Origin of the sequence: Mycobacterium bohemicum DSM 44277 (genome assembly GCF_001053185.1) — a bacterium.
Taxonomy (GTDB): domain Bacteria; phylum Actinomycetota; class Actinomycetes; order Mycobacteriales; family Mycobacteriaceae; genus Mycobacterium; species Mycobacterium bohemicum.
In genome coordinates this window covers 772,993-795,026 of the sequence record NZ_CSTD01000002.1, presented here as the reverse complement: position 1 = coordinate 795,026, position 22,034 = coordinate 772,993, and the positions used below count along the sequence as shown (strand labels likewise).

Genomic DNA, 22,034 nt, shown 5'->3' with positions numbered 1-22,034 from the left:
CGTCAGGCCCCCTGGAACCTCGGCGGTCGCTTTTCCACCCGGGCGACCTGGGCCTCGATGACGTCCTGGCTGCCCCAGGCCTTGTCGAAGAGCTCCTTGTGCTCGGGCCACTGCTCCTCCATGGCGCCGTCGTCGTTGAGCACCCGCTTGGCGTGCTGGATGGCCAGCGGCGCCAGGCCGGCGATCTCGGCGGCCCACTGCTGGGCGTCGGCGAGCGTCCCGATGCGGTTGGCCATCCCGGTGTGCAGCGCCATGTCGGCGGTCAGCTTCTCCGCGGTCAGCAGCATCGCGCTGGCCCGGCCGTGACCGACCAGGGAAGAGAGCCGACGGATGCTCCAATTGTCAAGCGCCAGGCCGTATTTCGATGTCGGGAATTGAAAGAATGCCTCGGGTGCCGCGACCCGCAGGTCGCAGCGCATTGCCAGCTGCAGGCCCGCGCCGATGGCGGGACCGTTGATGGCGCCAACCACCGGGATCAGCGTCGCGTCCATGACCTTGTGCAGTTCGATGAGCCGGTCGGGGTAGTCCGCGGCGAACGCGTCGCCGCTGAGGTCGGCACCGGCGCAGAACACCGTGCCCTGCCCGGTGAGCACGATGGCCCGGACGGAGCCGTCGCTGGCCTTCTCGAAGGCTTCCCGCAACTCCTCGACCAGCTGGGAGTTCAGAGCGTTGCGGCGCTCGGGGCGCTGCAGCTCGATCGTCATAACGGCCTCGGCCTGGGTGACACCGATCATGACCGCCACCCTATATAGCCTCGTCTCGTGAGTCGTATCACGGCAGCTCAACTGCGGGATGCGGTGCTGGACGAGGGTTCTTTCATCCGCTGGGACAGCGAACCGCTCGCGGTGCCGGCGAGCGCGTCCTACGCGCGGGAACTCGCCGCCGCCCGGGACGCCACCGGTCTGGACGAATCGGTGCTCACCGGCGAGGGCCGCATCTTCGGGCGGCGGGTCGCGGTGGTGGTCTGCGAATTCGGATTCCTCGGTGGCTCGATCGGGGTGGCGGCGGCCGAGCGGATCACCGCCGCGGTGGCTCGCGCCACCGCCGAGCGACTGCCGCTGCTGGCCTCGCCAAGCTCCGGCGGCACCCGCATGCAGGAGGGCACCGTCGCATTCCTGCAGATGGTCAAGATCGCCGCGGCCGTCCGGCTGCACACTCAGGCGCACCTGCCCTACCTCGTCTATTTGCGCAACCCGACCACCGGCGGGGTGTTCGCCTCGTGGGGCTCGCTGGGCCACGTCACCCTCGCCGAGCCGGGCGCCCTCATCGGCTTCCTCGGGCCCCGCGTATACCGGCTGCTCTACGGCGAACCCTTCCCGGAGGGCGTCCAGACCGCCGAAAACCTGCAGCGGCACGGCGTCATCGACGGCGTCGCCGCCCTGGGCGAACTGCGCCGGATGCTGGACCGCGCGCTCACCGTCATCGCCGACGAGCCCGGCGCGCTGCCCGAGCCGCCGCCGGCGGAGCCCATCCCGGACGTGCCGGCGTGGGATTCGGTCGTGGCCTCGCGGCGCCCGGACCGACCCGGCGTGCGGCATCTGCTGCGGCACGGCGCCACCGATCTGGTGCTGCTGTCGGGCACCGGGCAGGGCGAGGCCGCGACCACCCTGTTGGCGCTGGCCAGATTCGAAGGGCAGCCCGCGGTGGTGCTCGGTCAGCAGCGGGTGAGCGGCGGGTGCCGCTGGTGCTCGTGATCGACACCGCCGGGCCGGCGCTGTCGGCCGAGGCCGAGCAGGACGGCCTGGCCGGCCAGATCGCCCAGTGCCTGGCCGAGCTGGTCACTCTGGACACGCCGACGGTGTCGATCTTGATGGGCCAGGGCAGCGGCGGGCCCGCGCTGGCGATGGTGCCCGCCGACCGGGTCGTTGCCGCGCTGCACGGCTGGCTGGCCCCGCTGCCGCCGGAGGGCGCGAGCGCGATCGTCTTCCGGGACACCGAGCACGCCGCGGAACTGGCCGCGGCGCAAGGCATTCGGTCGGCGGACCTGCTGGCCTCGGGGATCGTCGACGTCATCGCGCCGGAGCATCCCGACGCGGCCGACGAACCGGTCGAGTTCTCCCAGCGCTTGTCGCGGGCGATCGCCGCCGAGTTGGACGCGCTGCGCGGCGTCCCCGCCGGCGAGCGACTGGCGGCGCGCCTGCGGCGCTACCGGCGGATCGGGCTGCCCGTGAAGAACACCTAGCCCTCAGCCCGCCGCGCTGCCCCCTCCCCCGCGACACTGACACCACGCACACGACACGCCGCGACGCGTGACCCTGGTGCAAGTCTCGGCGAACCCCTCAGCCCGCCACGCTCAGGTAGCGGTCGATCGTCGGGCCGAGCCAGTCGACGATGTCCTCGCGGCTCATCGCCACGATCGGCGGCAACCGCATCGTTGATGCGCCGCACACGCCCTCGGCGGAATTCGTGCAGGCACTGCTCGACACCCGGGGGCTCGGGCCGCGACACCTACCGGTCCGGCCGGTTGCTGCTCGCCGGCGACGCGGCCCACGTCCACAGCCCCGCCGGCGGTCAGGGCATGAACGTCGACATCGCCGACGCGGTCGTGCCCAACGGCGACGGGCCGAGCAGGTGCTGCGCCTGACCCGGCTGGCGACGCTGCCGGGCCCGCTGCGGCCGGTCCACAACTCCGCTGTGCGCCTCGCCGCGGCCTCTCCAGCCGTGCGACGGCCGCTGGCGCTGCAACTGAGCGGGCTGGGCCCCCGGCGAGCCGAGGGCTGACCTCCCACCCCCATAGCCGACAATCAGGCAAAATGGCGCCATGGACACTGGAGCGACCTCACCGCGGGTCTTGGTTGTCGATGACGACTCGGACGTGCTGGCCTCATTGGAGCGTGGCCTGCGCCTGTCCGGATTCGAGGTCTCGACGGCGGTCGACGGCGCCGAGGCGTTGCGCAGCGCCACCGAGACGCGGCCGGACGCGATCGTGCTCGACATCAACATGCCCGTGCTGGACGGCGTCAGTGTCGTGACGGCGCTGCGCGCCATGGACAACGACGTCCCCGTCTGCGTGCTGTCCGCCCGCAGCTCGGTCGACGACCGGGTGGCGGGGCTGGAGGCGGGCGCCGACGATTACCTGGTCAAGCCGTTCGTGCTGGCCGAGTTGGTCGCGCGGGTCAAAGCGCTGCTGCGCCGCCGCGGTGCCACCGCCACGTCGTCGTCGGAGACCATCACGGTCGGCCCGCTGGAGGTGGACATTCCCGGCCGTCGGGCCCGGGTCAACGGCGTCGACGTGGACCTGACCAAGCGGGAGTTCGACCTGCTGGCCGTGCTCGCGGAGCACAAGACCGCGGTGCTCTCCCGGGCCCAGCTGCTGGAGCTGGTCTGGGGCTATGACTTCGCCGCGGACACCAACGTCGTCGACGTGTTCATCGGCTACCTGCGACGCAAGCTGGAGGCCAACGGCGGTCCCCGGCTGCTGCACACCGTCCGTGGAGTCGGGTTCGTGCTGCGCATGCAGTGAGCGCACCGGCACGGCCATGAACATCCTGTCGCGGTTCTTCGCTCGTACGCCTTCGCTGCGGACGCGGGTGGTGGTCGCGACGGCCATCGGCGCCGCGATCCCGGTGCTGATCGTCGGCACCGTCGTCTGGGTGGGCATCACCAACGACCGCAAGGAGCGGCTGGACCGGCGCCTGGACGAGGCCGCGGGCTTCGCGATTCCCTTCCTGCCGCGCGGCCTCGACGAGATACCCCGCTCCCCCAACGACAAAGACGCCATCATGACCGTGCGCCGCGGCAGCCTGGTCAAGTCCAACTCCGACGTCACGTTGCCCAAGCTGGACGTCGATTACGCCGACACCTACGTCAACGGGGTGCGGTACCGGGTCCGCACGGTCGAGATCCCCGGCCCGGTGCCGACGTCGCTGGCTGTGGGCGCGACCTATGACACCACCCTCGCCGAAACCAACAACCTGCATCGGCGCGTCCTGTTGATCTGTGGCTTCGCCATCGGCGCGGCGGCCGTATTCGCTTGGCTGCTGGCCGCTTTCGCCGTGCGGCCGTTCAAGCGGCTGGCGGAGCAGACCCGTTCGATCGACGCCGGTGACGAGGCGCCGCGCGTCGAAGTGCACGGCGCCAGCGAGGCCGTCGAGATCGCCGAGGCGATGAGGGGCATGCTGCAACGGATCTGGAACGAGCAGAACCGGACCAAGGAGGCGCTCGCGTCGGCGCGGGACTTCGCGGCCGTGTCATCCCACGAGCTGCGCACACCGCTGACCGCGATGCGCACCAACCTCGAGGTGCTGTCCACCCTGGACATGTCCGACGACCAGCGCAAAGAAGTGCTCAGCGACGTCATCCGGACCCAGTCGCGGATCGAGGCCACCCTGAGCGCGCTGGAGCGGCTCGCCCAGGGCGAATTGTCGACGTCCGACGACCACGTGCCGGTCGACATCACCGAGCTGCTGGACCGCGCGGCGCACGACGCCATGCGCGTGTACCCCGATCTCGATGTCTCGCTGGTGCCCTCGCCGACATGCATCATCGTGGGCTTGCCGGCCGGCTTGCGCCTGGCGGTCGACAATGCGATCGCCAACGCCGTCAAACATGGGGGCGCAACCCGCGTGCAGCTGTCCGCCGTCAGCTCTCGCGCCGGAGTGGAGATCGCCATCGACGACAACGGCGGCGGGGTGCCCGAGGAGGAGCGCCGCGTCGTGTTCGAGCGGTTCTCGCGCGGGTCGACCGCATCGCATTCCGGGTCCGGTCTCGGGCTGGCGTTGGTGGCCCAGCAGGCCCACCTGCACGGGGGGACGGCGTCCCTGGAGGACAGCCCCCTGGGCGGCGCGCGGCTAGTGCTGCGCCTTCCCGGCCCGGGCTAGCGTTTCCGGGAGCTCTTGCACCACGGCGTGAACAGGGCCCGCGCCGCGCACTCTTCGTTCTTGAACCAGACCTGGGCGACGGTCAGGTCGTAGGCCGCGTCATCGGGGGTGTAATACAGCCGCGTATCGGTGCGGCCCTTGACCCGCCATCCCGCCGGGCCGCCGCCATCCAACGTGGCGCGGGCGGAGCCGGGGCCGAACGGTTCGTAGGGCAACTTGCGGGGCCGCCTCGGAGGCGGCATTTTGCCCGCCGTGGCTTTCTTGATGGGTGCCCCGCGGCCGTCCGGGGCCTTCTTGTCGGGCCGAAAGTTCGCGGGCGGAGCCTTTTTGACCGGCACGCCTTTTGCGGGCGGGGCTTTCTTCGTGGGCGCGCCCCTCTTGGGCGCGGCTTTCTTGACGGGCGCGCCTTTGGCGGCGGGCGGGACCCTTCTCGCCGGGACCATTCTGGCGGCGGGCATCTTCGTCGTCGGCTCTTCTTCGGCGCGCGCGGGCTTCCTCCCCAGCAGTCGTGCGAAGAACGACAGCCTCGGCGCAGGCTCGTCTTTGGCGACCGGAATGCGGACGGTCGGCGGCTCCTGCTCGGCCAGGATCGCGGTGGTGGGAGGTTCCTCCTCGACCGGGGCTTCGAGCGGGGTGTCGTCCCAGGCGGGGATGGCCGCGGTCGCCGGTTCCTCTTGGGCGAGCGCGTGCTGCGTCGCCGGTTCTTCGTGTACGGGAACGCTTTCGGGCGGGGCTTCGGTTTCGACGGGAGCCTCGGCCGCCGCGGACCCCGAATCGGCCGGGACAGGCTCCGCCTCGGGTTCTTCATGGACGGGAACGTTTTCCGGCGGGGCTTGGGGTTCGACGGGAGCCTCGTCCGTCGCCGACTCGGTTACGGCCGGAATCCCGGCCGCCGGAATCTCTTGTTCGACCAGAGTTTCGGGCGGCGCGTACGCCCAGGGGGGAGTCGTCGCGGTCGTCGGTTGCGCTTCGGCGGGCACGTGCTCCGCCGCGGGCTCTTCCTGCAGGGGAACGCTTTCCGCCGCGACCTCCGGTTCGAGGGGGGCCTCGATCGTCGCCGACTCGGTTTCGGCCGGTGCCCGCGCCATGTCGAGCTGCTCGTCGTCTGTCGCCGAGGGCTCCGTCTCGGCGGCGACGGTCCGGGTTGTGGACTGGTCGTCGACCTCGGTGGCGATATCGGCTGCGGGAGCATCGTTTACGACAAGGACGTCCGCCGCGACGGGCTCTTCACGGGCCGCGGCGTTCGCCGCGGCAAACGGGTCCGCGACGATCGCATTCCGCGCCGGATGTCCGCGGTCCGCGCGGATGTCCGCCGTTGAAACCCCGGCCGGGACCTCCGTCGCCGGAAACTCGTATGCAGGCCTCGCCGTGACGAACTCGTCGCGGGCCGCCGCGTTGGCCATGGCGAACGGGTCGTGGGCCGCGACCGCCCGCGCCGGAGGATCGGGGGCGGCTGTCGCCTCGGCGCGCACCGGCTCGGGCTCGGGCTGGGGCGCTGGCTCGGACTCGGGCTCGGGCTCGTCGGCGACCTCGACTGCCGGAACTTCCTCTTCGGCCGAGGCGCTCGTCTCAGCCGACTCGTCCTGTGCCGGCGCCGTGGGCTCCGCCCCCGCCGCAACCTGCACCGGTGGCCGCTCCACGTCCAACGGACTTTCAGTCGTGAAGAATTCTTCGGTCGCCGTGGCGCTCGTCGTCGGCCACTCGGGCTGGGCGGGCTTCGCGGTGGACACCGCGCGACGTTTGAAGGGGCCGATCACCAGGGCGAGCGTCAAGACCAGGCCCACCACGAAGGCCAGGCCGACCAGCCACCAGTGCACGTGGATCATCGCTCCTGGACCATCCCATCACCGCCCGCCGCGTTTGCAGGGACATTCTTGTTCGCTCCGCGTTTGACCACAACCGACGCGACGACGCAGGCGGCGGCCGAGCCCGCCGCGAACGCGAACAGGTAGCACAACCACTGCACCACAAAGTCCATGCGGATCTCCTCAGCTCACAACGAGTTCGACTCGACGGTTCGTACCGGCGACCCGGTTGCCGGAGATCGGCCGCCGGTCATGGCGTTGACGGCCGTGTGCAGTCGGCGCACGACGGCGCGCCGTTGACCGTAAGTTGGTCGATCACATCCAGATTCGACCAGATGCGCTTGGCGTCGTTGTCGATCCCGGCCTTTTGCGCTTGGGACCCGGCCGTGCCCGTCAACCGAATCGTGTCCGCGTTGACCGTGAGAGTGAAATCCGGAATCGGCGCGCTGTCCTGGAAAACCGGTCCCGCGTTGAAAAAGTCGAGGGCAACCACATTGGGATTGAGCTGTATGTGGTCGATGATGTTGATGCCCGGAGGCAGTGACCTGTTGAGCGTCTTCATCAACGCCACCTTCGCTGAGTCGTCGGGAAAGTTCCCCCTGAGCGTAATGTCGTTGCCGCTGCGAACGATTGAAACCGGCGCTAACAACACCCTGGGGCCGTCCGACGCGCCGGACGGCGCCAGTGTCGGCAACGCGCCGGTCGGCCCGTTGACCGAATGTGGACGGTCCAACGCGGCGCAGCCGATCATCGCGAGAAGGATCGGAATAACCGTCACACCAATCAGCCAGGGAGTGCCCAGCGACCGTCGATAGAAGTCCCCGGCGCCGCCCGACTCGACGGCCGCGTCAGATTGACGCAAACCGGCCCTCATGTACATTTCCGCCCCCTGCCTCATTTCCCTACCTGCACTTCCCCCAACAAGCAGGCGATATGCAGCCTACCGAGTCGATTCCACGCGACCTCCCGAGTCCGGCACACTGGAGCAATGAGCAACGGCAGAAAACCGACCGACAGCGAGACGCTGGCACATATCCGTGAGCTGGTCGCCGAGGAGAAAGCGCTGCGGGAGCAACTGCAGCATGGCGACATCGAGGCAGCTGAGGAAAACGATCGTCTGCGCCGGGTGGAGGTCGAGCTCGACCAATGCTGGGACCTGCTGCGGCAGCGCCGGGCGCTCCGCGAAACCGGTGGTGACCCCCGCGAGGCGGAAGTCCGTCCGGCCGACGAGGTCGAGGGCTACCTGAGCTGAGCGAACGCACGCCCGACGTCGACGCCGTGATCGTCGGCGGCGGCCACAACGGCCTCGTCGCGGCGGCCTACCTCGCCCGCACGTCCAGCGTGGTCGCGCCGGGTGTGACCGTCGCGGTGAGCACGCCGGGCACCTCGATGACGGTCGGTCCGGTCGCGGTGGTGGACCAGCTCTGGCCCGCCGCCAGCGATATCCGCCGGCCGCCGGCATCGAGTTCGATGTCGGTCGCCGCGGTGAGTTCCACCGCCGCGGACGTCAGGGCCAGCTGGTCGCCGATGCGATCGACCGTCGACGCGGCGTCCTCGATCCGGCGCAGCGACTCCTCGGTGGCGCCGGCCAGCGGGGGCTCGGAGAGTTCGGCGGTGATCCGGTCGCGGTCTTGCTCGATGGCGTCGATCCTGGCCAGCCGGGCGGCCAACCGGGCGGCCTCCTCGCGGCCTACCTCGCCCGCGCGGGCCTTCGCGTGCGGTTGCTCGAGCGGTCGGATGGGGTCGGCGGCGCCGCCGTCTCGGTGCCGCCGTTCGACGGCGTCGGGGTGCGGCTGTCGCGGTACTCCTATCTTGTCAGCCTGCTGCCCCCGCGCATCGTGGCCGACCTGGGCGCCGCGGTGCGGTTGAGCCGGCGTCCGTTCTCCTCGTACACGCCGGACCCGGCCTCGGGCGGTCGTTCGGGGTTGCTGGTGGGGGCGCAGGGCGACCCGACTCCCGACCGTTTCGCCGCGATCGGCGCCGACGGCGACGATCGCGGATTCGCCGCGTTCTACCGGCGCTGCCGACTGGTGACCACCCGGCTGTGGCCGACGCTGCTCGAGCCGCTGCGCACCCGCGAGCAGGCGCGCCGGCACGTGCTGGCCGACAACGACCCGGACGCGTCCGCCGCCTGGCGGACCATGATCGAGGAACCGATCGGGCACGCCATCGCGGACGCGGTCAACAACGGCCTGGTTCGCGGCGTGATGGCGACCGACGCCCTGATCGGGAACTTCGCCCGCCTCGACGACCCGTCGCTGATTCAGAACACCTGCTTCCTCTACCACGTGCTGGGCGGCGGGACCGGGGACTGGGACGTCCCCGTGGGCGGGATGGGCTCGGTGACCGCGGCCATCGCGGCGGCGGCCGCCGGCCACGGAGCGCAAATCACCACGGGCGCGGACGTATACGCCATCAATCCCGACGGCGTGGTCCACTACCGCACCGGCGATGCCGAGCGGACCCTGCGTGCCGGGTTCGTCCTGGCCGGGGTCACGCCGACGGTCCTGGCCGACCTGCTGGGTGAGACGCCGGCGCCACTGGCGCAGGGGGCGCAGGTCAAGGTGAACATGGTTCTGCGGCGGCTGCCGCGACTGCGCGACCGCACCGTCACCCCCGAACAGGCTTTCGCCGGGACATTCCACGCCAACGAGACCTGGACGCAGCTGGACTCCGCCTATGCCCGGGCGGCGTTCGGGCGCGTGCCCGATCCCCTGCCCTGCGAGGCCTACTGCCATTCCCTGACCGATCCGAGCATCCTGTCGACCGAGTTGCGCACGTCGGGCGCGCACACGATGACGGTGTTCGGGCTGCACACCCCGCATTCGCTGTTCGACGGCGCCGACCCCGACGCGCTGCGCGGGCAGCTCACCGACTCCGTTCTGGCGTCGCTGAATTCCGTACTGGCGGAACCCGTTCAGGACCTCCTGATGAGCGACGCCCACGGCCGGCCGTGCCTGGAGACGACCACCACCGACGACCTGCAGCGCACACTGGGGATGACCGGCGGCAACATCTTTCACGGCGCGCTGTCGTGGCCATTCGCCGACGGCGACGAACCCCTGGACACCCCGGCGCGCCGGTGGGGGGTCGCCACCAAGCACCCGCGAATCCTGTTGTGCGGCGCGGCGACTCGCCGCGGCGGCGCGGTGTCGGGCATCGGCGGGCACAACGCCGCCATGGCGGTGCTGGCCGCGCGAGTGGCCCGCTGACTACCTGGCGTCCAGCCCGGCGTAGTCGCGCTCGGTGTAGCCGGTGTAGATCTGGCGCGGACGGCCGATCTTGCTGTCGCCCTCGTCGTGCATCTCGCGCCAGTGCGCGATCCAGCCGGGCAGCCGGCCGAGGGCGAACAGCACGGTGAACATCCGGGTCGGAAACCCGAGGGCCCGGTAGATCAGGCCGGTGTAGAAGTCGACGTTGGGGTACAGCTTGCGCTCGATGAAGTAGTCGTCGGTGAGCGCCGCCTCCTCGAGTTCCTTGGCGATGCTCAGCAGGTCGTCGTCCCCGCCCAGCTTGGCCAGGATCTTGTCGGCCTGCTCCTTGACGATGCGGGCGCGGGGGTCGTAGTTCTTGTAGACGCGGTGCCCGAAGCCCATCAGCTTGACGCCGGCCTCGCGGTTCTTGACCTTGCGCACGAACTCGCTGACGTCGTCGTCGCTCTCGCGGATCTCTTCGAGCATTTCCAGCACGGCCTGGTTGGCGCCGCCGTGCAGGGGGCCCCACAGCGCATTGATGCCGCCGGAGATCGACGTGAACAGGTTGGCCTGCGACGACCCCACCAGCCGCACCGTCGACGTCGAACAGTTCTGTTCGTGGTCGGCGTGCAGGATGAGCAGCATGTCCAGGGCCCGCACGATCTCCGAATCGACGTTGTAGGGCTCGGCCGGCAAGCCGAACGTCATCCGCAGGAAGTTCTCCACCAGGCTCAGCGAATTGTCCGGGTAGAGGAACGGCTGCCCGACGGACTTCTTGTAGGCGTACGCGGCGATGGTGGGCAGCTTGGCCAGCAGCCGGATGGTCGACAGGTCGACCTGCTCGGCGTCCATCGGGTCCAGCGCGTCCGGGTAGTAGGAGCTCAGCGCGTTCACCACGCTGGACAACACCGGCATCGGATGGGCGTTCGGCGGGAAGCCGTCGAAGAAGCGCTTGAGGTCCTCATGCAGCATGGTGTGCCGCTGGATCCGGTTGGTGAACTCCTCCAGCTGCGCCTTGCTGGGCAGCTCGCCGTAGATGAGCAGGTAGCTGACCTCGATGAAGGTCGACTTCTCGGCCAGCTGTTCGATGGGGTAGCCGCGGTAGCGCAGGATGCCGGCGTCGCCGTCGATGTAGGTGATGGCGCTCTTGGTCGATGCGGTGTTGACGAAGCCGTTGTCGAACGTGGTGTAGCCGGTCTTGGACAGCAGCGGGCCCAGTGCGATGCCGTCAGCTCCCTCGGTGGCGCGGACGATCTGTAGGTCGATCTCGCCCCCCGGGTACTTCAGAGTTGCGGTGTCGTCGGTGTCGGCCACGAGAACCCCTTTGCGCTCTGGCTGATATGGCGGCTGCCTGACTCATTGCTCATAGCTGAAGGTAGTCGTTATCGCGCCGGAGCGCCTGCCCGGGGTGGGGTCCGCGGGTCCTCAGGGCTGCAGCCGCTCCACGCGTCCGTCGGCGACCCGAATCCGGTTGTGCAGGCGGTTCTCCCGGCCCTGCCAGAATTCCACCAGTTCAGGGGCGATCAGGTAACCGCCCCAGGCCGGCGGCACCGGCACCCGTTCGGAGTCGGCGAACCGGGCCGTCACCTCGGCCAGCTGAGCGAGCAGCGCGACGCGCGACGCGATCGGTTGCGACTGGCGCGAGGCCCACGCGCCCAGTTGGGAACCGCGCGGCCGGTGCGACCAGTAATCCTCGGTGAGCTGCGGATCTACCTTGGTCACCGGGCCGCGGATGTGGACCTGCCGGCCGAGCTGATACCAGGGGAACGTGACCGAGGCGTACGGGGTCACCGCGAGCTCCTCGCCCTTGGCCGAGTCGTAGTTGGTGAAGAAGGTGATTCCGGTCTCATCGACGCTCTTGCACAACACCGACCGGGTCACCGGCCTGCCGTCCGCCACCGTCGCCAGCACCATGGCATTCGGCTCGGCGACACCCGAGCGTTCGGCGTCGGCGATCCACGTGCGCAGCAGCGCCAGCCACCCGCCGTCGAGCCAGTCCACGTCCAGATCCGGGCTGCCGTCCTTTTCGGCTGACCCGTATTCCACGCGCATGCCCCGCAGATGATCTTTTCCGGCCTCGGGGCCCTGTCCCGCCATCGCGCCAACGCTACCCGGGGCTTCTTACTGGCCGGTAGCATCTGCCCGACGCTGGGGTGCAAGAATTTGCGCTATGACTGCGGTTCCCGAAAATTTCGTGCCCGGGCTGGAAGGCGTGGTCGCCTTCACCACCGAGATCGCCGAGCCCGACAAAGACGGCGGTGCCCTGCGTTATCGCGGCGTCGACATCCAGGACTTGGTGAGCCAGCAAGTGACTTTCGGCGACGTCTGGGCGCTGCTGGTCGACGGCCGGTTCGGCCACGGGCTGCCACCCGCGGAGCCATTCCCGCTGCCCATCCACACCGGCGACGTGCGCGTCGACGTGCAGGCGGGCCTGGCCATGCTGGCGCCCATCTGGGGCTACAAGCCCCTACTGGACACCGACGAATCCACCGCCCGCGATCAGCTGGCGCGGGCCTCGGTGATGGCGCTGTCCTACGTTGCGCAGTCGGCCCGCGGCATCTACCAGCCCGCGGTGCCGCAGCGAATCATCGACGAATGCACCACCGTCACAGCCCGTTTCATGACCCGCTGGCAGGGCGAGCCGGACCCCCGGCACGTCGAGGCCATCGACGCCTACTGGGTGTCCGCCGCGGAGCACGGGATGAACGCCTCGACATTCACCGCGCGGGTGATCGCCTCGACCGGCGCGGATGTGGCGGCGGCGCTGTCCGGGGCAATCGGCGCGATGAGCGGACCACTGCATGGCGGGGCGCCGGCGCGGGTCCTGCCGATGATCGAAGAGGTCGAGCGCACCGGCGACGCCCGCGGTCTGGTCAAGGGCATCCTGGACCGAGGCGAGAAGCTCATGGGCTTCGGCCACCGGGTCTACCGCGCGGAGGACCCGCGGGCGCGGGTGCTGCGGGCCACCGCCGAGCGGCTGGGCGCGCCCCGCCACGAGGTCGCGGTCGCGCTCGAGCAGGCCGCCCTGGCCGAGCTGCGAGAGCGGCGTCCGGACCGGGCGATCGAGACGAACGTCGAGTTCTGGGCCGCGGTGATCCTGGACTTCGCGCAGGTGCCGGCCAACATGATGCCGGCGATGTTCACCTGTGGGCGCACCGCGGGCTGGTGTGCGCACATCCTCGAGCAGAAGCGACTCGGCAAGCTGGTCCGCCCGTCCGCCATCTATGTCGGTCCCGGTCCGCGCCGCCCCCAAGAGGTCGAGGGCTGGGACCGGGTTCTCACCTCCGCCTGAGCCGCTGCCGCTGCCGCTTCCACGGCCGCTGCCACGAAAGATGTCGGTGCCCGGCGATTGAATCGTGTCGGCGCGATGAGTTCTCGTCGCGCGCGCAGTCAGTAACCGTGAGCCAGTCGTTCGGGCTGGCCGCCAACCTGGCACGTAAACCGGCACAAGGAGGACCACAATGGCCATCAACATCGAACCCTCGGTATCCCCGCACCTCGTCGTCGACGACGCGGCCGCGGCAATCGACTTCTACGTGAGGGCTTTTGGCGCCGAGGAGGTCGGCCGGGTGCCCCGCCCGGACGGCAAGCTCATCCACGCCGCGGTGCGCATCAACGGGTCGCTGATCATGCTCAACGACGACTTCCCGGAGGTGTGTGGCGGCAAGTCGATGACGCCCAGGGCGCTCGGCGGCACGCCCGTGACCATTCACCTCACGGTCACCGACGTCGACGGCAAGTTCCAGCGGGCGGTCGACGCGGGCGCCACCGTGGTCACCCCGTTGGAGGACCAGTTCTGGGGCGACCGCTACGGCATGGTCGCCGACCCGTTCGGCCACCATTGGTCGCTGGGCCAGCCGGTGCGCGAGGTCGGTTACGACGAGATCCAGGCCGCGATGGCCTCCATGTAGGACGGGCTAGCGGTTACCGAGCCGGGCCAGCAGCCGGCGTCGCAGCGGCGCCGGCTGCGCGCCGGCCGCCGCGAGCATGTCGGCGGTGTCGGTGAACTTGTTACGGGGGCGGCCTTCGCCGGCGCCGCGGGCGACCTCGGCGGCGTCGATCGCCCGCCACCCGGCGGAGTCGACGGCGTCCGGCCGGCGGCCGCGCACCAGCGTGTCCAGGGCGCCGGGCTTTGCCGCCGGATCGGTCAGTGCGCCGGAGTTGAAATCGGCGACCAGGGCCGCGACGGTCTGCAGCGAGCAGGATTTGTTGGTCCCGATGAAGCCGGTCGGCCCGCGCTTGATCCACCCCGCCACGTACGCCCCGGGAACAGGCCGGCCGGAGTCGGGATCGATGACACGGCCGTCCTCGTTGGGGACCAGGGCCGCCGATTCGTCGAAGGGAAGACCACGGATTGGCTTGCCGCGGTAGCCGATTGAGGTCAGCACCAGCCCGGCTTCCACGCGGCGCGCCTCCCCGGTGCCGGTGACCGAGAACTCCACGCCGGACGCCCTTTCCCGGCCGAGCACGCGTTCGGGCGTGAGCTCATACGCCAGCCTGATTCGCGGCCGGCCGGCACCGGCCGGGGTTCCCGACGCCTCCCCCAGCCCGCTCAGGGCCTGCAGCTTGTTCCTGGTGAGCCGGTCGGACACCGTGGCCAGGTCGCGTGCCACCCGCTCGTGGTCGGCGCCGTCGAGCACCACCTCGCGGGTGCCGGTCAGCCCGATCAGCTCGGGCAGCGTGAACGCCGAGTGTGCCGGCCCGCGCCGGGCGGCGACCACCACTTCGCGCACCGCCGAGTTACGCAGAGCCGCTAGCGCGTGGTCGGCGATGTCGGTGCGGGCCAACTCGTCGGGATCGGCGGTGAGCACCCGGGCCACGTCCAGGGCGACGTTGCCGTTGCCGATGACGACGACCCGTTCATGGCCGAGGTCCACGGGCAGCGCGGCGAAGTCGGGGTGGCCGTTGATCCATGCGACCAGTTCGGTGGCGGTCGCGGTGCCGGGCAGGCCCATGCCGTCGATGTCCAGGCGACGGTCGTCCGGCGCGCCGACCGCGTACAGCACGGCGTGATGGTGGGCCAGCAGTTCTTCGTGGCTCAGGTGTCGGCCGATTTCGACGTTGAGGTAGAACCGGAATCCGCGGTGACGACTGACCCGCTCGAAGAGCTGCGTGACCCGCTTGGTGTTCTGGTGATCCGGTGCCACCCCGGCGCGCACCAGCCCGTAGGGGGTGGGCAGTTTCTCAAAGACGTTGACCCGCACGCCCTTCTGGGTGAGCAACTCGTCGGCCGCGTACATCGCCGCCGGACCGGATCCGACGATGGCCACGGTCAGCGGCCGGCGCCGGGGGCGCAACTGGACGGCGGGAAGCACCGGGGCCAGCTTGGACGTCGGCGGCAGCTTCACGTCGGCGGGCCGCTCCGGGTAAAAGGATGCGTTGATCTCGACGAAGGGCAGCTGCCCGACGTCCAGCCGGGTGTCGGGCGCGATGGCGCCGACGGGGCAGGCGCTCACGCAGGCCCCGCAGTCCACGCAGGCGATCGGATCGATGTGGAGCATTTCCGAGGCCGCAAAGCCCGGCTCGTCCGGCGTCGGGTGGATGCAGTTCACCGGGCACGCGAACACGCAGGACCCGTCGTTGCAGCACGACTGGGTAATAACGTGCGGCATAACCGAACTCGCGTGGCCCTAGGCCGCCGGAGCGGCCAGCTGCTGGCGTTGCGGCTCGCTGCGGTAGCGCGACGGCTTGCCGTCGATCTTGCAGAGCCGCCACATCAGCCGCGCGGAACGGGTCTCCATCAGCCCGGTGTCGTGGGCCAGCATACGAACGTCGGCGAACATGTCGCTCAACCACTTCCGCGATTCGGGCGAGCGGAAGAACAGCTCCCTCTTGACCTCGCGCGGGATGTCGAACTCTTCCCAGAAAGCCTTGGGCGGCAACACGATTGCCCGGCACAGGGTCTTCATCGTCAGCGGCAGGTAGAGCGCCGTCCAAAAGCGCTGCCGCTTGCTCAGTTGCGGCAGCCGCCGGCGTAGGAACTCGTGTGCGAACGAGATGTGCCGGGCCTCCTCGGCCACGTGGATGGCCATCACCCGTTCCATGATCGGGTGCAGCGACTTGCCTTCGCGCAGAACGTTTTTCTGGGTGTGGTCGATCGGCTCCTCGCCGGCGAGCACCCCGATGAAGAACGCCACCGGCAGCGGGCCGGCCACCAGCGGAACCAGGGGCGACAGCCAGCGCAGCATCCGCGGCATGCCCGGGACGTCGGCGCCGACGCGGTTGACCATTTCCTGGAACATCATGGTGTGGTTGCACTCTTCGACGGATTCGTGCAGGCAGTACCGGTATTCGGGTGAGCCGTTGGGCACCCAGAAGGTGTAGTTCATCAGGCCGCGAATGAGGATCGATTCGAAGTGCAGGCCGACCTTGGCGACGTTGGCCTGGCGCCACATGCCGATCTTGATTTGCCGCTCGAGCGGCTGCGCCTGATACCAGGGGTGGCGGCCCAGCGGGTCGGTGGCCGGAAGGATCCAGCGCGGGTCGTCGTCGGTGACCGCGAATTCCGATGAGTCCCAATCGATATCGGTGTACGGGTTGAAGTTTCGCCGCACCGACCCCTCAGACAGTGTGGCGAGCATGTTCACGTACTCGATGTCGTCGCGCACCTCCATGTTGCTGCGCCAACGTCGAACCATTCGCGTCCTGGCCATTCCCAGCCTCCCCAGCGAGGTTTACATTCGGACGTGCCGTGTCTTCGACAGTACCGCCGGTACTGGATATTTTCCAGAGCGCTTCCGGCACTGTGCTCTGACCAGTGGTCAGGGGGGTGGTGTGGCGCGCTTCACAGCCGGGAGCCGGGATCGGCCCGCCGCGCGGCCGGCCCGGGCGCCCTCACTACCCTGGTGGGCATGGCTGACCAGCTCGAGATTCCCGCTGACATCAAACCCCGCGACGGCCGCTTCGGGTCGGGTCCCTCCAAGGTCCGACCCGAGCAGTTGAAGGCGTTGTCGACGACCGCGGCCCCGCTGTTCGGGACGTCGCACCGCCAGGCGCCCGTCAAGGACCTGGTCGGCCGCGTTCGAACCGGGGTGAGGGAGCTGTTCAGCGCGCCGGACGGTTACGAGGTCATCCTCGGCAACGGCGGCGCGACCGCGTTCTGGGATGCCGCGGCCTTCGGGCTGATCGACAAGCGCTCGCTGCACCTGTCCTTCGGCGAGTTCAGCGCGAAGTTCGCCTCCTCGGTCGCCAAGAACCCGTTCGTCGGCGATCCCATCGTGATCAAGGCGGACCCGGGGACCGCGCCCGAGCCGCAGTCCGACCCCTCGGTCGACGTCATCGCGTGGGCCCACAACGAAACGTCGACCGGGGTCGCGGTGCCGGTCCGCCGGCCCGCCGGCTCGGGCGACGCCCTGGTGGTGATCGACGCGACCTCCGGCGCGGGCGGTCTTCCGGTCGACATCACCGAGGCGGACGCTTATTACTTCTCGCCGCAGAAGAACTTCGCCAGCGACGGGGGGGTGTGGCTGGCGGTCATGAGCCCGGCCGCGCTGGCCCGCGTGGAATCGATCGCGGCATCCGGTCGCTGGGTTCCCGATTTCCTGTCGCTGCCGATCGCGGTGGAGAACAGCCTGAAGAACCAGACGTACAACACCCCGGCGATCGGCACGCTGGCCCTGATGGCCGAACAGCTCGACTGGATGCTGGGCAACGGCGGGCTGGACTGGGCGGTCAAGCGCACCGCGGACTCGTCGCAGCGGCTGTACTCCTGGGCGCAGGAGCGCCCCTACACCACGCCGTTCGTCGCGGACCCCGCGTCCCGGTCCCAGGTCGTGGGGACGATCGACTTCAACGACGAGGTCGACGCCGCGGCCGTCGCGAAGGTCCTGCGGGCCAATGGCATCGTCGACACCGAGCCATACCGCAAACTCGGGCGCAACCAGTTGCGGGTCGCGATGTTCCCGGCGGTCGACCCCGACGACGTCAGCGCGCTCACCCAGTGTGTCGACTGGGTGGTCGAGCGGCTTTAACCCGACCGTCATCAGCCGGCAACCGACCAGCGTGTCTGAGCGGGTTACCGCCGTCGGCTGCACTAGAGTGCGCACGTGACGGGTCCGTTGCCGACTTGCACCGAGCCTGGCGAGGACCTGGCGAGGAGAAGCCATGCGGGAACTCAAAGTGGTTGGGCTCGACGCCGACGGCAAACACGTCACCTGTCAGGGTGACGACCCGGCAGAGCACTTCAAGCTGAAGATCGACGACCAACTGAGGGCCGCTGTGCGCGGCGAAGGGGTACCACCCGAGCAACCGCAGCTCGACATCGAGGTCACAAACATGCTCAGCCCCAGAGAGATTCAGGCCAAGATCCGCGCGGGAGCGTCCGTCGAACAGGTGGCCGCGGCGTCGGGCTCTGACCTCTCACGGATCCGCCGCTTCGCCCACCCGGTCTTGCTGGAGCGCGCCCGGGCCGCGGAGTTGGCAACGGCCGCACACCCCGTGCTCGCCGACGGCCCCTCAGTGCTGACGTTGCTGGAAACCGTGAGCACGGCGCTGGTGACGCGCGGGCTCGAACCCGACAGGCTGAGCTGGGACGCCTGGCGCAACGAGGACAGCCGCTGGACGGTGCAGCTCGCGTGGAAGGCCGGCCGCTCCGACAACATCGCGCACTTCTGCTTCACCCCCGGCGCTCACGGCGGAACGATCACGGCCGTCGACGACGGGGCCGCCGAGCTGATCGACCCGAGCTTCGAACGTCCGCTCCGGCCGGTGGCGCAGGTGGCGCGCCTGGAGTTCGACGAGCCCGCGAAGCCGGCCGTCGAGGCCCCGCAAGACGAGCAGCACGAGCAGCAGCACGAGCAGCAGCCGGCGCACAGCCGGCGCGGCAAGCCGGCCATACCGGCTTGGGAGGACGTGCTGCTCGGCGTCCGCTCAGGCGGTCAGCGCTAACAGCGCCAGCCACGCACCCGCCACGCCGACTCCGGCCCCCAGGACGAACCAGCGGCGCACGGGCGCTCGCCGCCAGCCCCACAACGTCGGCGCCAATCCCCCTGCCGCCACGGCGTTGAGGCCGACCGCCAGCAGCGGATGCACCCGGACCAGGCCCAGGCTCAACACCACGACGGCCGCTCCGATCACCGCGGCCACGAACCCGGCCACCGTCAATCCCGTTCCCCAGGGCACGGATTCGTCGCTCACGGGCGAAGCCTAGCCTCACGGCTCGCTTCTCCCCCGCAAGCGGGTGGTTCCCCCACCTCGGGCCGACCCGCGGCCCGCATCGTCATCGAGCGACCCGCTCGTAGAACGCCAACCCCGCAGCGGTCGCCACGTTGAGGGAGTCGGTCCCCCGCGACATCGGGATGCGGGTGGCCACATCGCTCAACCTCAGCGCCGCGTGCGTCAGGCCCGGGCCCTCGGCGCCCACCAGAACCGCCACGCGCTCGTCACGGACGGCGGCCATCGCCTCGGCGAGCGGGCAGGCCTGGGGGTTCGGGGTCATCGCCAGCAATCGAAATCCGTTCTGCCTGAACAACTCCAGATCCCCGGGCCAGTCCGTGGCCCGCGCGTACGGAACCAGCAACGCATGACCCATGGACACCCGCACGGCGCGACGGTAGAGCGGGTCGGCGCAGCCGCTGCCGAACACCACCGCATCCACGCCCAGGCCCGCCGCGTTACGGAAGATCGACCCCAGGTTCTCGTGGTCGTTGACGCCTTCGAGCACCGCGACCGTGCGCGCACCGTCGAGAACCTGCCCGACGCCGGGTTCGGGCACGCGCCTGGCCGCGGCCAGCACACCCCGGTTGAGGTGGAACCCGACGACTCGCGCCATGACGTCGGCCGACGTCCGGTAGAACGGCGCGGAGACCGCGACGAGGTCGTCGGCGAGCTCGGCCAGCCTGCGATCGGTGCCCAGCAGGGCGTGCGGGGTGAACCGGGACGCGAGCATCCGCTGCACCACCAGCACGCCTTCGGCGATCACCAGGCCCTTGCCGGTCGGCAGATCGGGCCGGCGGTCGACGCTGTTCAAGTCGCGGAAATCGTCGAGCCGAGGGTCGTCGGGATCGTCGACGTCCAGCACGTGCAAGCCGGCGCTCACGGGCCTTCGTCGACGAGTGCCAACATCAGGTCGGCCGCATGACGCAGCGTTTCGCGCTGGTCGTCGTTCAACGTCGCCAGGCGTTTGGCCAGCCACTCCTGGCGGGCGCGGCGGGTGACCTTCACCAACTCGGCGCCGGACTCGGACACCGCGACCAGCACTTGACGGCCGTCGTCGGGGTGGGGGGTGCGATCGACCAGACCCATCTCGGCCAACGAGGCGATCACCCGGGTCATCGACGGCGGACGGACCCGTTCCCGGATCGCCAGCGCGCCGGGCGTCATCGGACCCTCGTTCGCCAAGGTCGCCAGGGCCGACAGCTGCGACAGCGACACCGGCGATGACGGGTTGCGGAACCGCAGTTGGCGGGCCAGCCGCATGACCGCCAGCGACAGGTCGCTGGCCAGCCGCGCATCGCTGTCAGGCATGGCGCGAGGGTACACGGGCCGCAAGAAACCGCGGCGACAAACCGCCGACGATCCGTTTTGGCCGCGCCCGGTGGGGGCGGGCTATGTTGATCGCAATGTCTGCCGAACCGGGTCCCGCCAGCGAGGCCCCGCCGCTGCCGCCCGCGCTGCTTCAGGTGTGGCCGTTCATCGCCCTGGGGGCGCTGGGCTGGCTGGTCGCCGTGGCCCTCGCGTTCCTGGTGCCCAGCCTCGAGAGCTGGCGTCCGGTGGCGGTGGCCGGACTGGGCGTCGGGTTGCTCGGCACCAGCATCTTCGTGTGGCAGCTGGCCGCGGCCCGCCGCGGGGCCCGCGGCGCGCAGACCGGACTGGAAACCTTTCTCGACCACGACATTTCACGAGGCACGGACTAAAGGAGGAGGCATGGCAGCCGCGCTGCTCCAGACGCACGTTGACATCGACGCGCCGCCCGCCCGGGTGTGGGAGCTGATCTCCGACTTGCGGCGCATGCCCCAGTGGAGCCCGCAATGCCGCTGGATGAAGCCGTTCGGCCCGGTGCGTCCGGGCACCCGCACCCTAAACCTGAACCGCCGCAACAGGTTCATGTGGCCGACCACCAGCAAGGTGGTCGAGATGGTTCCGGAGAAGAAGCTCGCCTTCCGGGTCGACGCCAACCGCACCGTCTGGAGCTACGAACTCGAGGCGAACGGGAGCGGAACCCGGCTCACGGAGAGCCGCCACGCCGAAAACGGCGTCACGGCCTTCTCCAGCCTGTCGGTCAACGCGTTATTCGGCGGGACCGCCAACTTCGAACGCGAATTGCTCGACGGCATGAACGACTCGCTGGCCAGGATCAAGGCCGCCGCGGAAAAGGGCTAGTCGGTGGGTTCGCCGGGCTCGTCCGGCGGCTCGGTCGGCTCGGCCTCCGCGGCGGACTCCGCCTCCCCGACGCCCTCCGCCGACTCGGCCTCCGCGACCGGCTCGGCCTCCGGGACGGGCGGTGCTTGACTGACGTCGAGCACGCCGTCGTCGAAGGGCTCGTACACGGGCGACCCGGTGCCCGGCGGGGCCGGGGTGTCTGAGTGCGCGCCGCAGCCGTACTGCTTGTCAACGACGTGCCCGTCCGCCGACAACTCGTTGCCGCACACCCCGAACACCCGGCCGAGCGATCCCGCCAGCGGCAGGAAGAAGCCGCAGTCGCGGCACATCCGCTTGGTGGAGCGGGCCATCGGCGAGTCGGGTCCGAACTCCCCGGTGTGCCAGCGTTCGGCGGCCTCGAGGCGGCCGATGATGCTCATCACCCAGCGGCGGCCCAACCCGACTTCGGCGGCGACCTCGTCGACCTGCGGATCACCGCTGGCGGCGTAACCCGGCACCAGCCGGGGGTCGTCGGCCGCGGGCGCCAGCAGATCCCCCGGGCTGAGGTCGCCGGGGCGGACCCGCTGCTCCCACGGCAGCCAGTGCGGAGCGAGCAGGGCGGTCGGCCCGGGAATCAGCACCACCTCGCTGACGGTCGCGCGCTCGGCCCCCGGGTGGGCGGCCACGACCACGGCCCACTGCCAGCCCTGGTATCCGGGCAGGTGGGCGAGGAAGCGGTGGGTGGCCGCAGTCGGATCCTCATAGCTCACGCCGAGGTAGTCCCCGACCGTTTCCGGGCCGCTGAACTCCTCGACGGCTGCCCTGGCCGTGTCGGTCGCACCGGTGAGCACCGCCGCCAAACCCTCGGGCCAGTCGTCCACGGTGGCCACGGCGGATTCCTCGATCGGTCCGGACAC

At 70.0% G+C, this 22,034-nt stretch carries 24 protein-coding genes and 3 pseudogenes; 12 read left to right on the top strand and 15 right to left on the bottom strand.

The window, feature by feature from the left end; all coding sequences use genetic code 11:
- Positions 1-2: 2 nt before the first annotated feature.
- Entirely contained in the window at positions 3-734 is a 732-nt protein-coding gene (locus tag BN971_RS14075) for an enoyl-CoA hydratase (protein WP_085178925.1), read from the bottom strand.
- A 27-nt stretch (positions 735-761) separates the two neighbouring features.
- On the opposite strand from BN971_RS14075, the pseudogene BN971_RS14070 reads away from it, so the two are divergent.
- Positions 762-2,182 (top strand): annotated as a pseudogene (locus BN971_RS14070) (carboxyl transferase domain-containing protein).
- A 97-nt stretch (positions 2,183-2,279) separates the two neighbouring features.
- On the opposite strand, the gene BN971_RS26870 reads toward BN971_RS14070, so the two are convergent.
- Positions 2,280-2,372 (bottom strand): TetR/AcrR family transcriptional regulator, encoded by a 93-nt coding sequence (locus BN971_RS26870; protein ID WP_443677504.1) that lies wholly within the window; start codon positions 2,370-2,372, stop codon positions 2,280-2,282.
- A gap of 5 nt (positions 2,373-2,377) precedes the next feature.
- On the opposite strand from BN971_RS26870, the gene BN971_RS26455 reads away from it, so the two are divergent.
- From BN971_RS26455 to BN971_RS14055, 3 genes are all read left to right on the top strand, one after another.
- A complete protein-coding gene (locus BN971_RS26455) occupies positions 2,378-2,584 on the top strand; it encodes an FAD-dependent monooxygenase (protein WP_211279764.1) in 207 nt (68 codons plus the stop codon).
- Positions 2,585-2,761: 177 nt separating this feature from the next.
- Positions 2,762-3,463: a two-component system response regulator PrrA gene (prrA, locus tag BN971_RS14060; protein WP_068233786.1), complete on the top strand. Its 702-nt coding sequence runs from the start codon at positions 2,762-2,764 to the stop codon at positions 3,461-3,463.
- 16 nt (positions 3,464-3,479) lie between these two features.
- Complete coding sequence (locus BN971_RS14055) at positions 3,480-4,820, top strand: sensor histidine kinase (protein WP_085178908.1); 1,341 nt, start codon at positions 3,480-3,482, stop codon at positions 4,818-4,820.
- Here BN971_RS14055 and arfC (BN971_RS26865) read toward each other — a convergent pair.
- The 4 genes and pseudogenes from arfC (BN971_RS26865) to arfA all read right to left on the bottom strand — a co-directional run bounded on the left by arfC (BN971_RS26865) (position 4,817) and on the right by arfA (position 7,499).
- Positions 4,817-6,223, bottom strand: a complete 1,407-nt coding sequence (gene arfC, locus BN971_RS26865) for a channel accessory protein ArfC, sunset domain variant (protein WP_443677505.1) — start codon at positions 6,221-6,223, stop codon at positions 4,817-4,819. The genes BN971_RS14055 and arfC (BN971_RS26865) overlap by 4 nt on opposite strands.
- 342 nt (positions 6,224-6,565) lie before the next feature.
- A pseudogene (gene arfC, locus BN971_RS26860) lies at positions 6,566-6,646 on the bottom strand (channel accessory protein ArfC); the annotation flags it as partial.
- Entirely contained in the window at positions 6,643-6,798 is a 156-nt protein-coding gene (arfB, locus tag BN971_RS25075; protein ID WP_169718530.1) for a channel accessory protein ArfB, read from the bottom strand. The gene arfB and the pseudogene arfC (BN971_RS26860), both read right to left, overlap by 4 nt.
- Before the next feature lie 77 nt (positions 6,799-6,875).
- On the bottom strand, positions 6,876-7,499 hold the full coding sequence (arfA, locus tag BN971_RS14045) for a channel-forming protein ArfA/OmpATb (protein WP_139027105.1): 624 nt from the start codon (positions 7,497-7,499) through the stop codon (positions 6,876-6,878).
- 114 nt (positions 7,500-7,613) lie between these two features.
- Here arfA and BN971_RS14040 point away from each other — a divergent pair, with 114 nt between their 5' ends.
- Positions 7,614-7,877 (top strand): DUF2630 family protein, encoded by a 264-nt coding sequence (locus BN971_RS14040; RefSeq protein WP_085178905.1) that lies wholly within the window; start codon positions 7,614-7,616, stop codon positions 7,875-7,877.
- Positions 7,878-7,947: 70 nt separating this feature from the next.
- Here the strand turns inward: BN971_RS14040 and BN971_RS14035 are convergent.
- A pseudogene (locus BN971_RS14035) lies at positions 7,948-8,310 on the bottom strand (AAA family ATPase); the annotation flags it as partial.
- On the opposite strand from BN971_RS14035, the gene BN971_RS14030 reads away from it, so the two are divergent.
- Positions 8,257-9,837: a phytoene desaturase family protein gene (locus BN971_RS14030; RefSeq protein WP_090350170.1), complete on the top strand. Its 1,581-nt coding sequence runs from the start codon at positions 8,257-8,259 to the stop codon at positions 9,835-9,837. The pseudogene BN971_RS14035 and the gene BN971_RS14030 sit on opposite strands and share 54 nt — an antisense overlap.
- On the opposite strand, the gene BN971_RS14025 is transcribed toward BN971_RS14030, so the two are convergent.
- Both BN971_RS14025 and pdxH read right to left on the bottom strand, forming a co-directional pair.
- On the bottom strand, positions 9,838-11,133 hold the full coding sequence (locus tag BN971_RS14025) for a citrate synthase (RefSeq protein WP_085178903.1): 1,296 nt from the start codon (positions 11,131-11,133) through the stop codon (positions 9,838-9,840).
- A 111-nt stretch (positions 11,134-11,244) separates the two neighbouring features.
- Positions 11,245-11,871, bottom strand: coding sequence for a pyridoxamine 5'-phosphate oxidase (pdxH, locus tag BN971_RS14020; RefSeq protein ID WP_085178924.1), 627 nt, complete (start codon positions 11,869-11,871; stop codon positions 11,245-11,247).
- A gap of 118 nt (positions 11,872-11,989) precedes the next feature.
- Between pdxH and BN971_RS14015 the strand changes: the two genes are divergently transcribed.
- Positions 11,990-13,111 carry a citrate synthase 2 gene (locus BN971_RS14015; RefSeq protein ID WP_085178902.1) on the top strand — a complete coding sequence of 374 codons (1,122 nt, stop codon included), beginning with the start codon at positions 11,990-11,992 and terminating at the stop codon, positions 13,109-13,111.
- Positions 13,112-13,280: 169 nt separating this feature from the next.
- Positions 13,281-13,730 (top strand): VOC family protein, encoded by a 450-nt coding sequence (locus tag BN971_RS14010; RefSeq protein WP_085178901.1) that lies wholly within the window; start codon positions 13,281-13,283, stop codon positions 13,728-13,730.
- Between the two features lie 6 nt (positions 13,731-13,736).
- Here BN971_RS14010 and BN971_RS14005 read toward each other — a convergent pair whose 3' ends face one another.
- On the bottom strand, positions 13,737-15,431 hold the full coding sequence (locus BN971_RS14005; RefSeq protein ID WP_085178900.1) for an FAD-dependent oxidoreductase: 1,695 nt from the start codon (positions 15,429-15,431) through the stop codon (positions 13,737-13,739).
- Between the two features lie 18 nt (positions 15,432-15,449).
- Positions 15,450-16,472, bottom strand: coding sequence for an AurF N-oxygenase family protein (locus BN971_RS14000; protein WP_085178899.1), 1,023 nt, complete (start codon positions 16,470-16,472; stop codon positions 15,450-15,452).
- 198 nt (positions 16,473-16,670) lie between these two features.
- Between BN971_RS14000 and serC the strand changes: the two genes are divergently transcribed.
- Entirely contained in the window at positions 16,671-17,789 is a 1,119-nt protein-coding gene (serC, locus tag BN971_RS13995) for a phosphoserine transaminase (RefSeq protein WP_085178898.1), read from the top strand.
- Positions 17,790-17,922: 133 nt separating this feature from the next.
- Positions 17,923-18,705 (top strand): septation protein SepH, encoded by a 783-nt coding sequence (sepH, locus tag BN971_RS13990; protein ID WP_085178897.1) that lies wholly within the window; start codon positions 17,923-17,925, stop codon positions 18,703-18,705.
- On the opposite strand, the gene BN971_RS13985 is transcribed toward sepH, so the two are convergent.
- From BN971_RS13985 to BN971_RS13975, 3 genes are all read right to left on the bottom strand, one after another.
- Positions 18,688-18,954 carry a DUF2537 domain-containing protein gene (locus BN971_RS13985; RefSeq protein WP_085178896.1) on the bottom strand — a complete coding sequence of 89 codons (267 nt, stop codon included), beginning with the start codon at positions 18,952-18,954 and terminating at the stop codon, positions 18,688-18,690. The genes sepH and BN971_RS13985 overlap by 18 nt on opposite strands.
- A gap of 82 nt (positions 18,955-19,036) precedes the next feature.
- Complete coding sequence (locus BN971_RS13980; protein WP_085178895.1) at positions 19,037-19,855, bottom strand: TrmH family RNA methyltransferase; 819 nt, start codon at positions 19,853-19,855, stop codon at positions 19,037-19,039.
- Entirely contained in the window at positions 19,852-20,283 is a 432-nt protein-coding gene (locus BN971_RS13975) for an Rv0880 family HTH-type transcriptional regulator (RefSeq protein ID WP_085178894.1), read from the bottom strand. The genes BN971_RS13980 and BN971_RS13975 overlap by 4 nt, the downstream gene beginning before the upstream one ends.
- A 95-nt stretch (positions 20,284-20,378) precedes the next feature.
- Here BN971_RS13975 and BN971_RS13970 point away from each other — a divergent pair, with 95 nt between their 5' ends.
- Together BN971_RS13970 and BN971_RS13965 are read left to right on the top strand one after the other, a co-directional pair.
- Positions 20,379-20,672, top strand: a complete 294-nt coding sequence (locus tag BN971_RS13970; RefSeq protein WP_085178923.1) for a DUF2530 domain-containing protein — start codon at positions 20,379-20,381, stop codon at positions 20,670-20,672.
- A gap of 10 nt (positions 20,673-20,682) precedes the next feature.
- Positions 20,683-21,138: an SRPBCC family protein gene (locus BN971_RS13965; protein WP_085178893.1), complete on the top strand. Its 456-nt coding sequence runs from the start codon at positions 20,683-20,685 to the stop codon at positions 21,136-21,138.
- Here BN971_RS13965 and BN971_RS13960 read toward each other — a convergent pair.
- Complete coding sequence (locus BN971_RS13960; protein ID WP_090350169.1) at positions 21,135-22,034, bottom strand: DUF3027 domain-containing protein; 900 nt, start codon at positions 22,032-22,034, stop codon at positions 21,135-21,137. The two genes, BN971_RS13965 and BN971_RS13960, sit on opposite strands and share 4 nt — an antisense overlap.

Coding starts and splice junctions, on each gene's coding strand:
- BN971_RS14005 (WP_085178900.1), bottom strand. CDS start 15,431: ATGCCGCACGTTATTACCCAGTCGTGCTGCAACGACGGGTCCTGCGTG.
- arfC (WP_443677505.1), bottom strand. CDS start 6,223: ATGGCCAACGCGGCGGCCCGCGACGAGTTCGTCACGGCGAGGCCTGCA.
- BN971_RS13965 (WP_085178893.1), top strand. CDS start 20,683: ATGGCAGCCGCGCTGCTCCAGACGCACGTTGACATCGACGCGCCGCCC.
- BN971_RS14015 (WP_085178902.1), top strand. CDS start 11,990: ATGACTGCGGTTCCCGAAAATTTCGTGCCCGGGCTGGAAGGCGTGGTC.
- BN971_RS14055 (WP_085178908.1), top strand. CDS start 3,480: ATGAACATCCTGTCGCGGTTCTTCGCTCGTACGCCTTCGCTGCGGACG.
- arfA (WP_139027105.1), bottom strand. CDS start 7,499: ATGAGGGCCGGTTTGCGTCAATCTGACGCGGCCGTCGAGTCGGGCGGC.
- BN971_RS26455 (WP_211279764.1), top strand. CDS start 2,378: ATGCGCCGCACACGCCCTCGGCGGAATTCGTGCAGGCACTGCTCGACA.
- BN971_RS14000 (WP_085178899.1), bottom strand. CDS start 16,472: ATGGCCAGGACGCGAATGGTTCGACGTTGGCGCAGCAACATGGAGGTG.
- prrA (WP_068233786.1), top strand. CDS start 2,762: ATGGACACTGGAGCGACCTCACCGCGGGTCTTGGTTGTCGATGACGAC.
- sepH (WP_085178897.1), top strand. CDS start 17,923: ATGCGGGAACTCAAAGTGGTTGGGCTCGACGCCGACGGCAAACACGTC.
- BN971_RS13975 (WP_085178894.1), bottom strand. CDS start 20,283: ATGCCTGACAGCGATGCGCGGCTGGCCAGCGACCTGTCGCTGGCGGTC.
- BN971_RS14075 (WP_085178925.1), bottom strand. CDS start 734: ATGATCGGTGTCACCCAGGCCGAGGCCGTTATGACGATCGAGCTGCAG.
- BN971_RS26870 (WP_443677504.1), bottom strand. CDS start 2,372: ATGCGGTTGCCGCCGATCGTGGCGATGAGCCGCGAGGACATCGTCGAC.
- serC (WP_085178898.1), top strand. CDS start 16,671: ATGGCTGACCAGCTCGAGATTCCCGCTGACATCAAACCCCGCGACGGC.
- arfB (WP_169718530.1), bottom strand. CDS start 6,798: ATGGACTTTGTGGTGCAGTGGTTGTGCTACCTGTTCGCGTTCGCGGCG.
- BN971_RS14040 (WP_085178905.1), top strand. CDS start 7,614: ATGAGCAACGGCAGAAAACCGACCGACAGCGAGACGCTGGCACATATC.
- BN971_RS13970 (WP_085178923.1), top strand. CDS start 20,379: ATGTCTGCCGAACCGGGTCCCGCCAGCGAGGCCCCGCCGCTGCCGCCC.
- BN971_RS14010 (WP_085178901.1), top strand. CDS start 13,281: ATGGCCATCAACATCGAACCCTCGGTATCCCCGCACCTCGTCGTCGAC.
- pdxH (WP_085178924.1), bottom strand. CDS start 11,871: ATGCGCGTGGAATACGGGTCAGCCGAAAAGGACGGCAGCCCGGATCTG.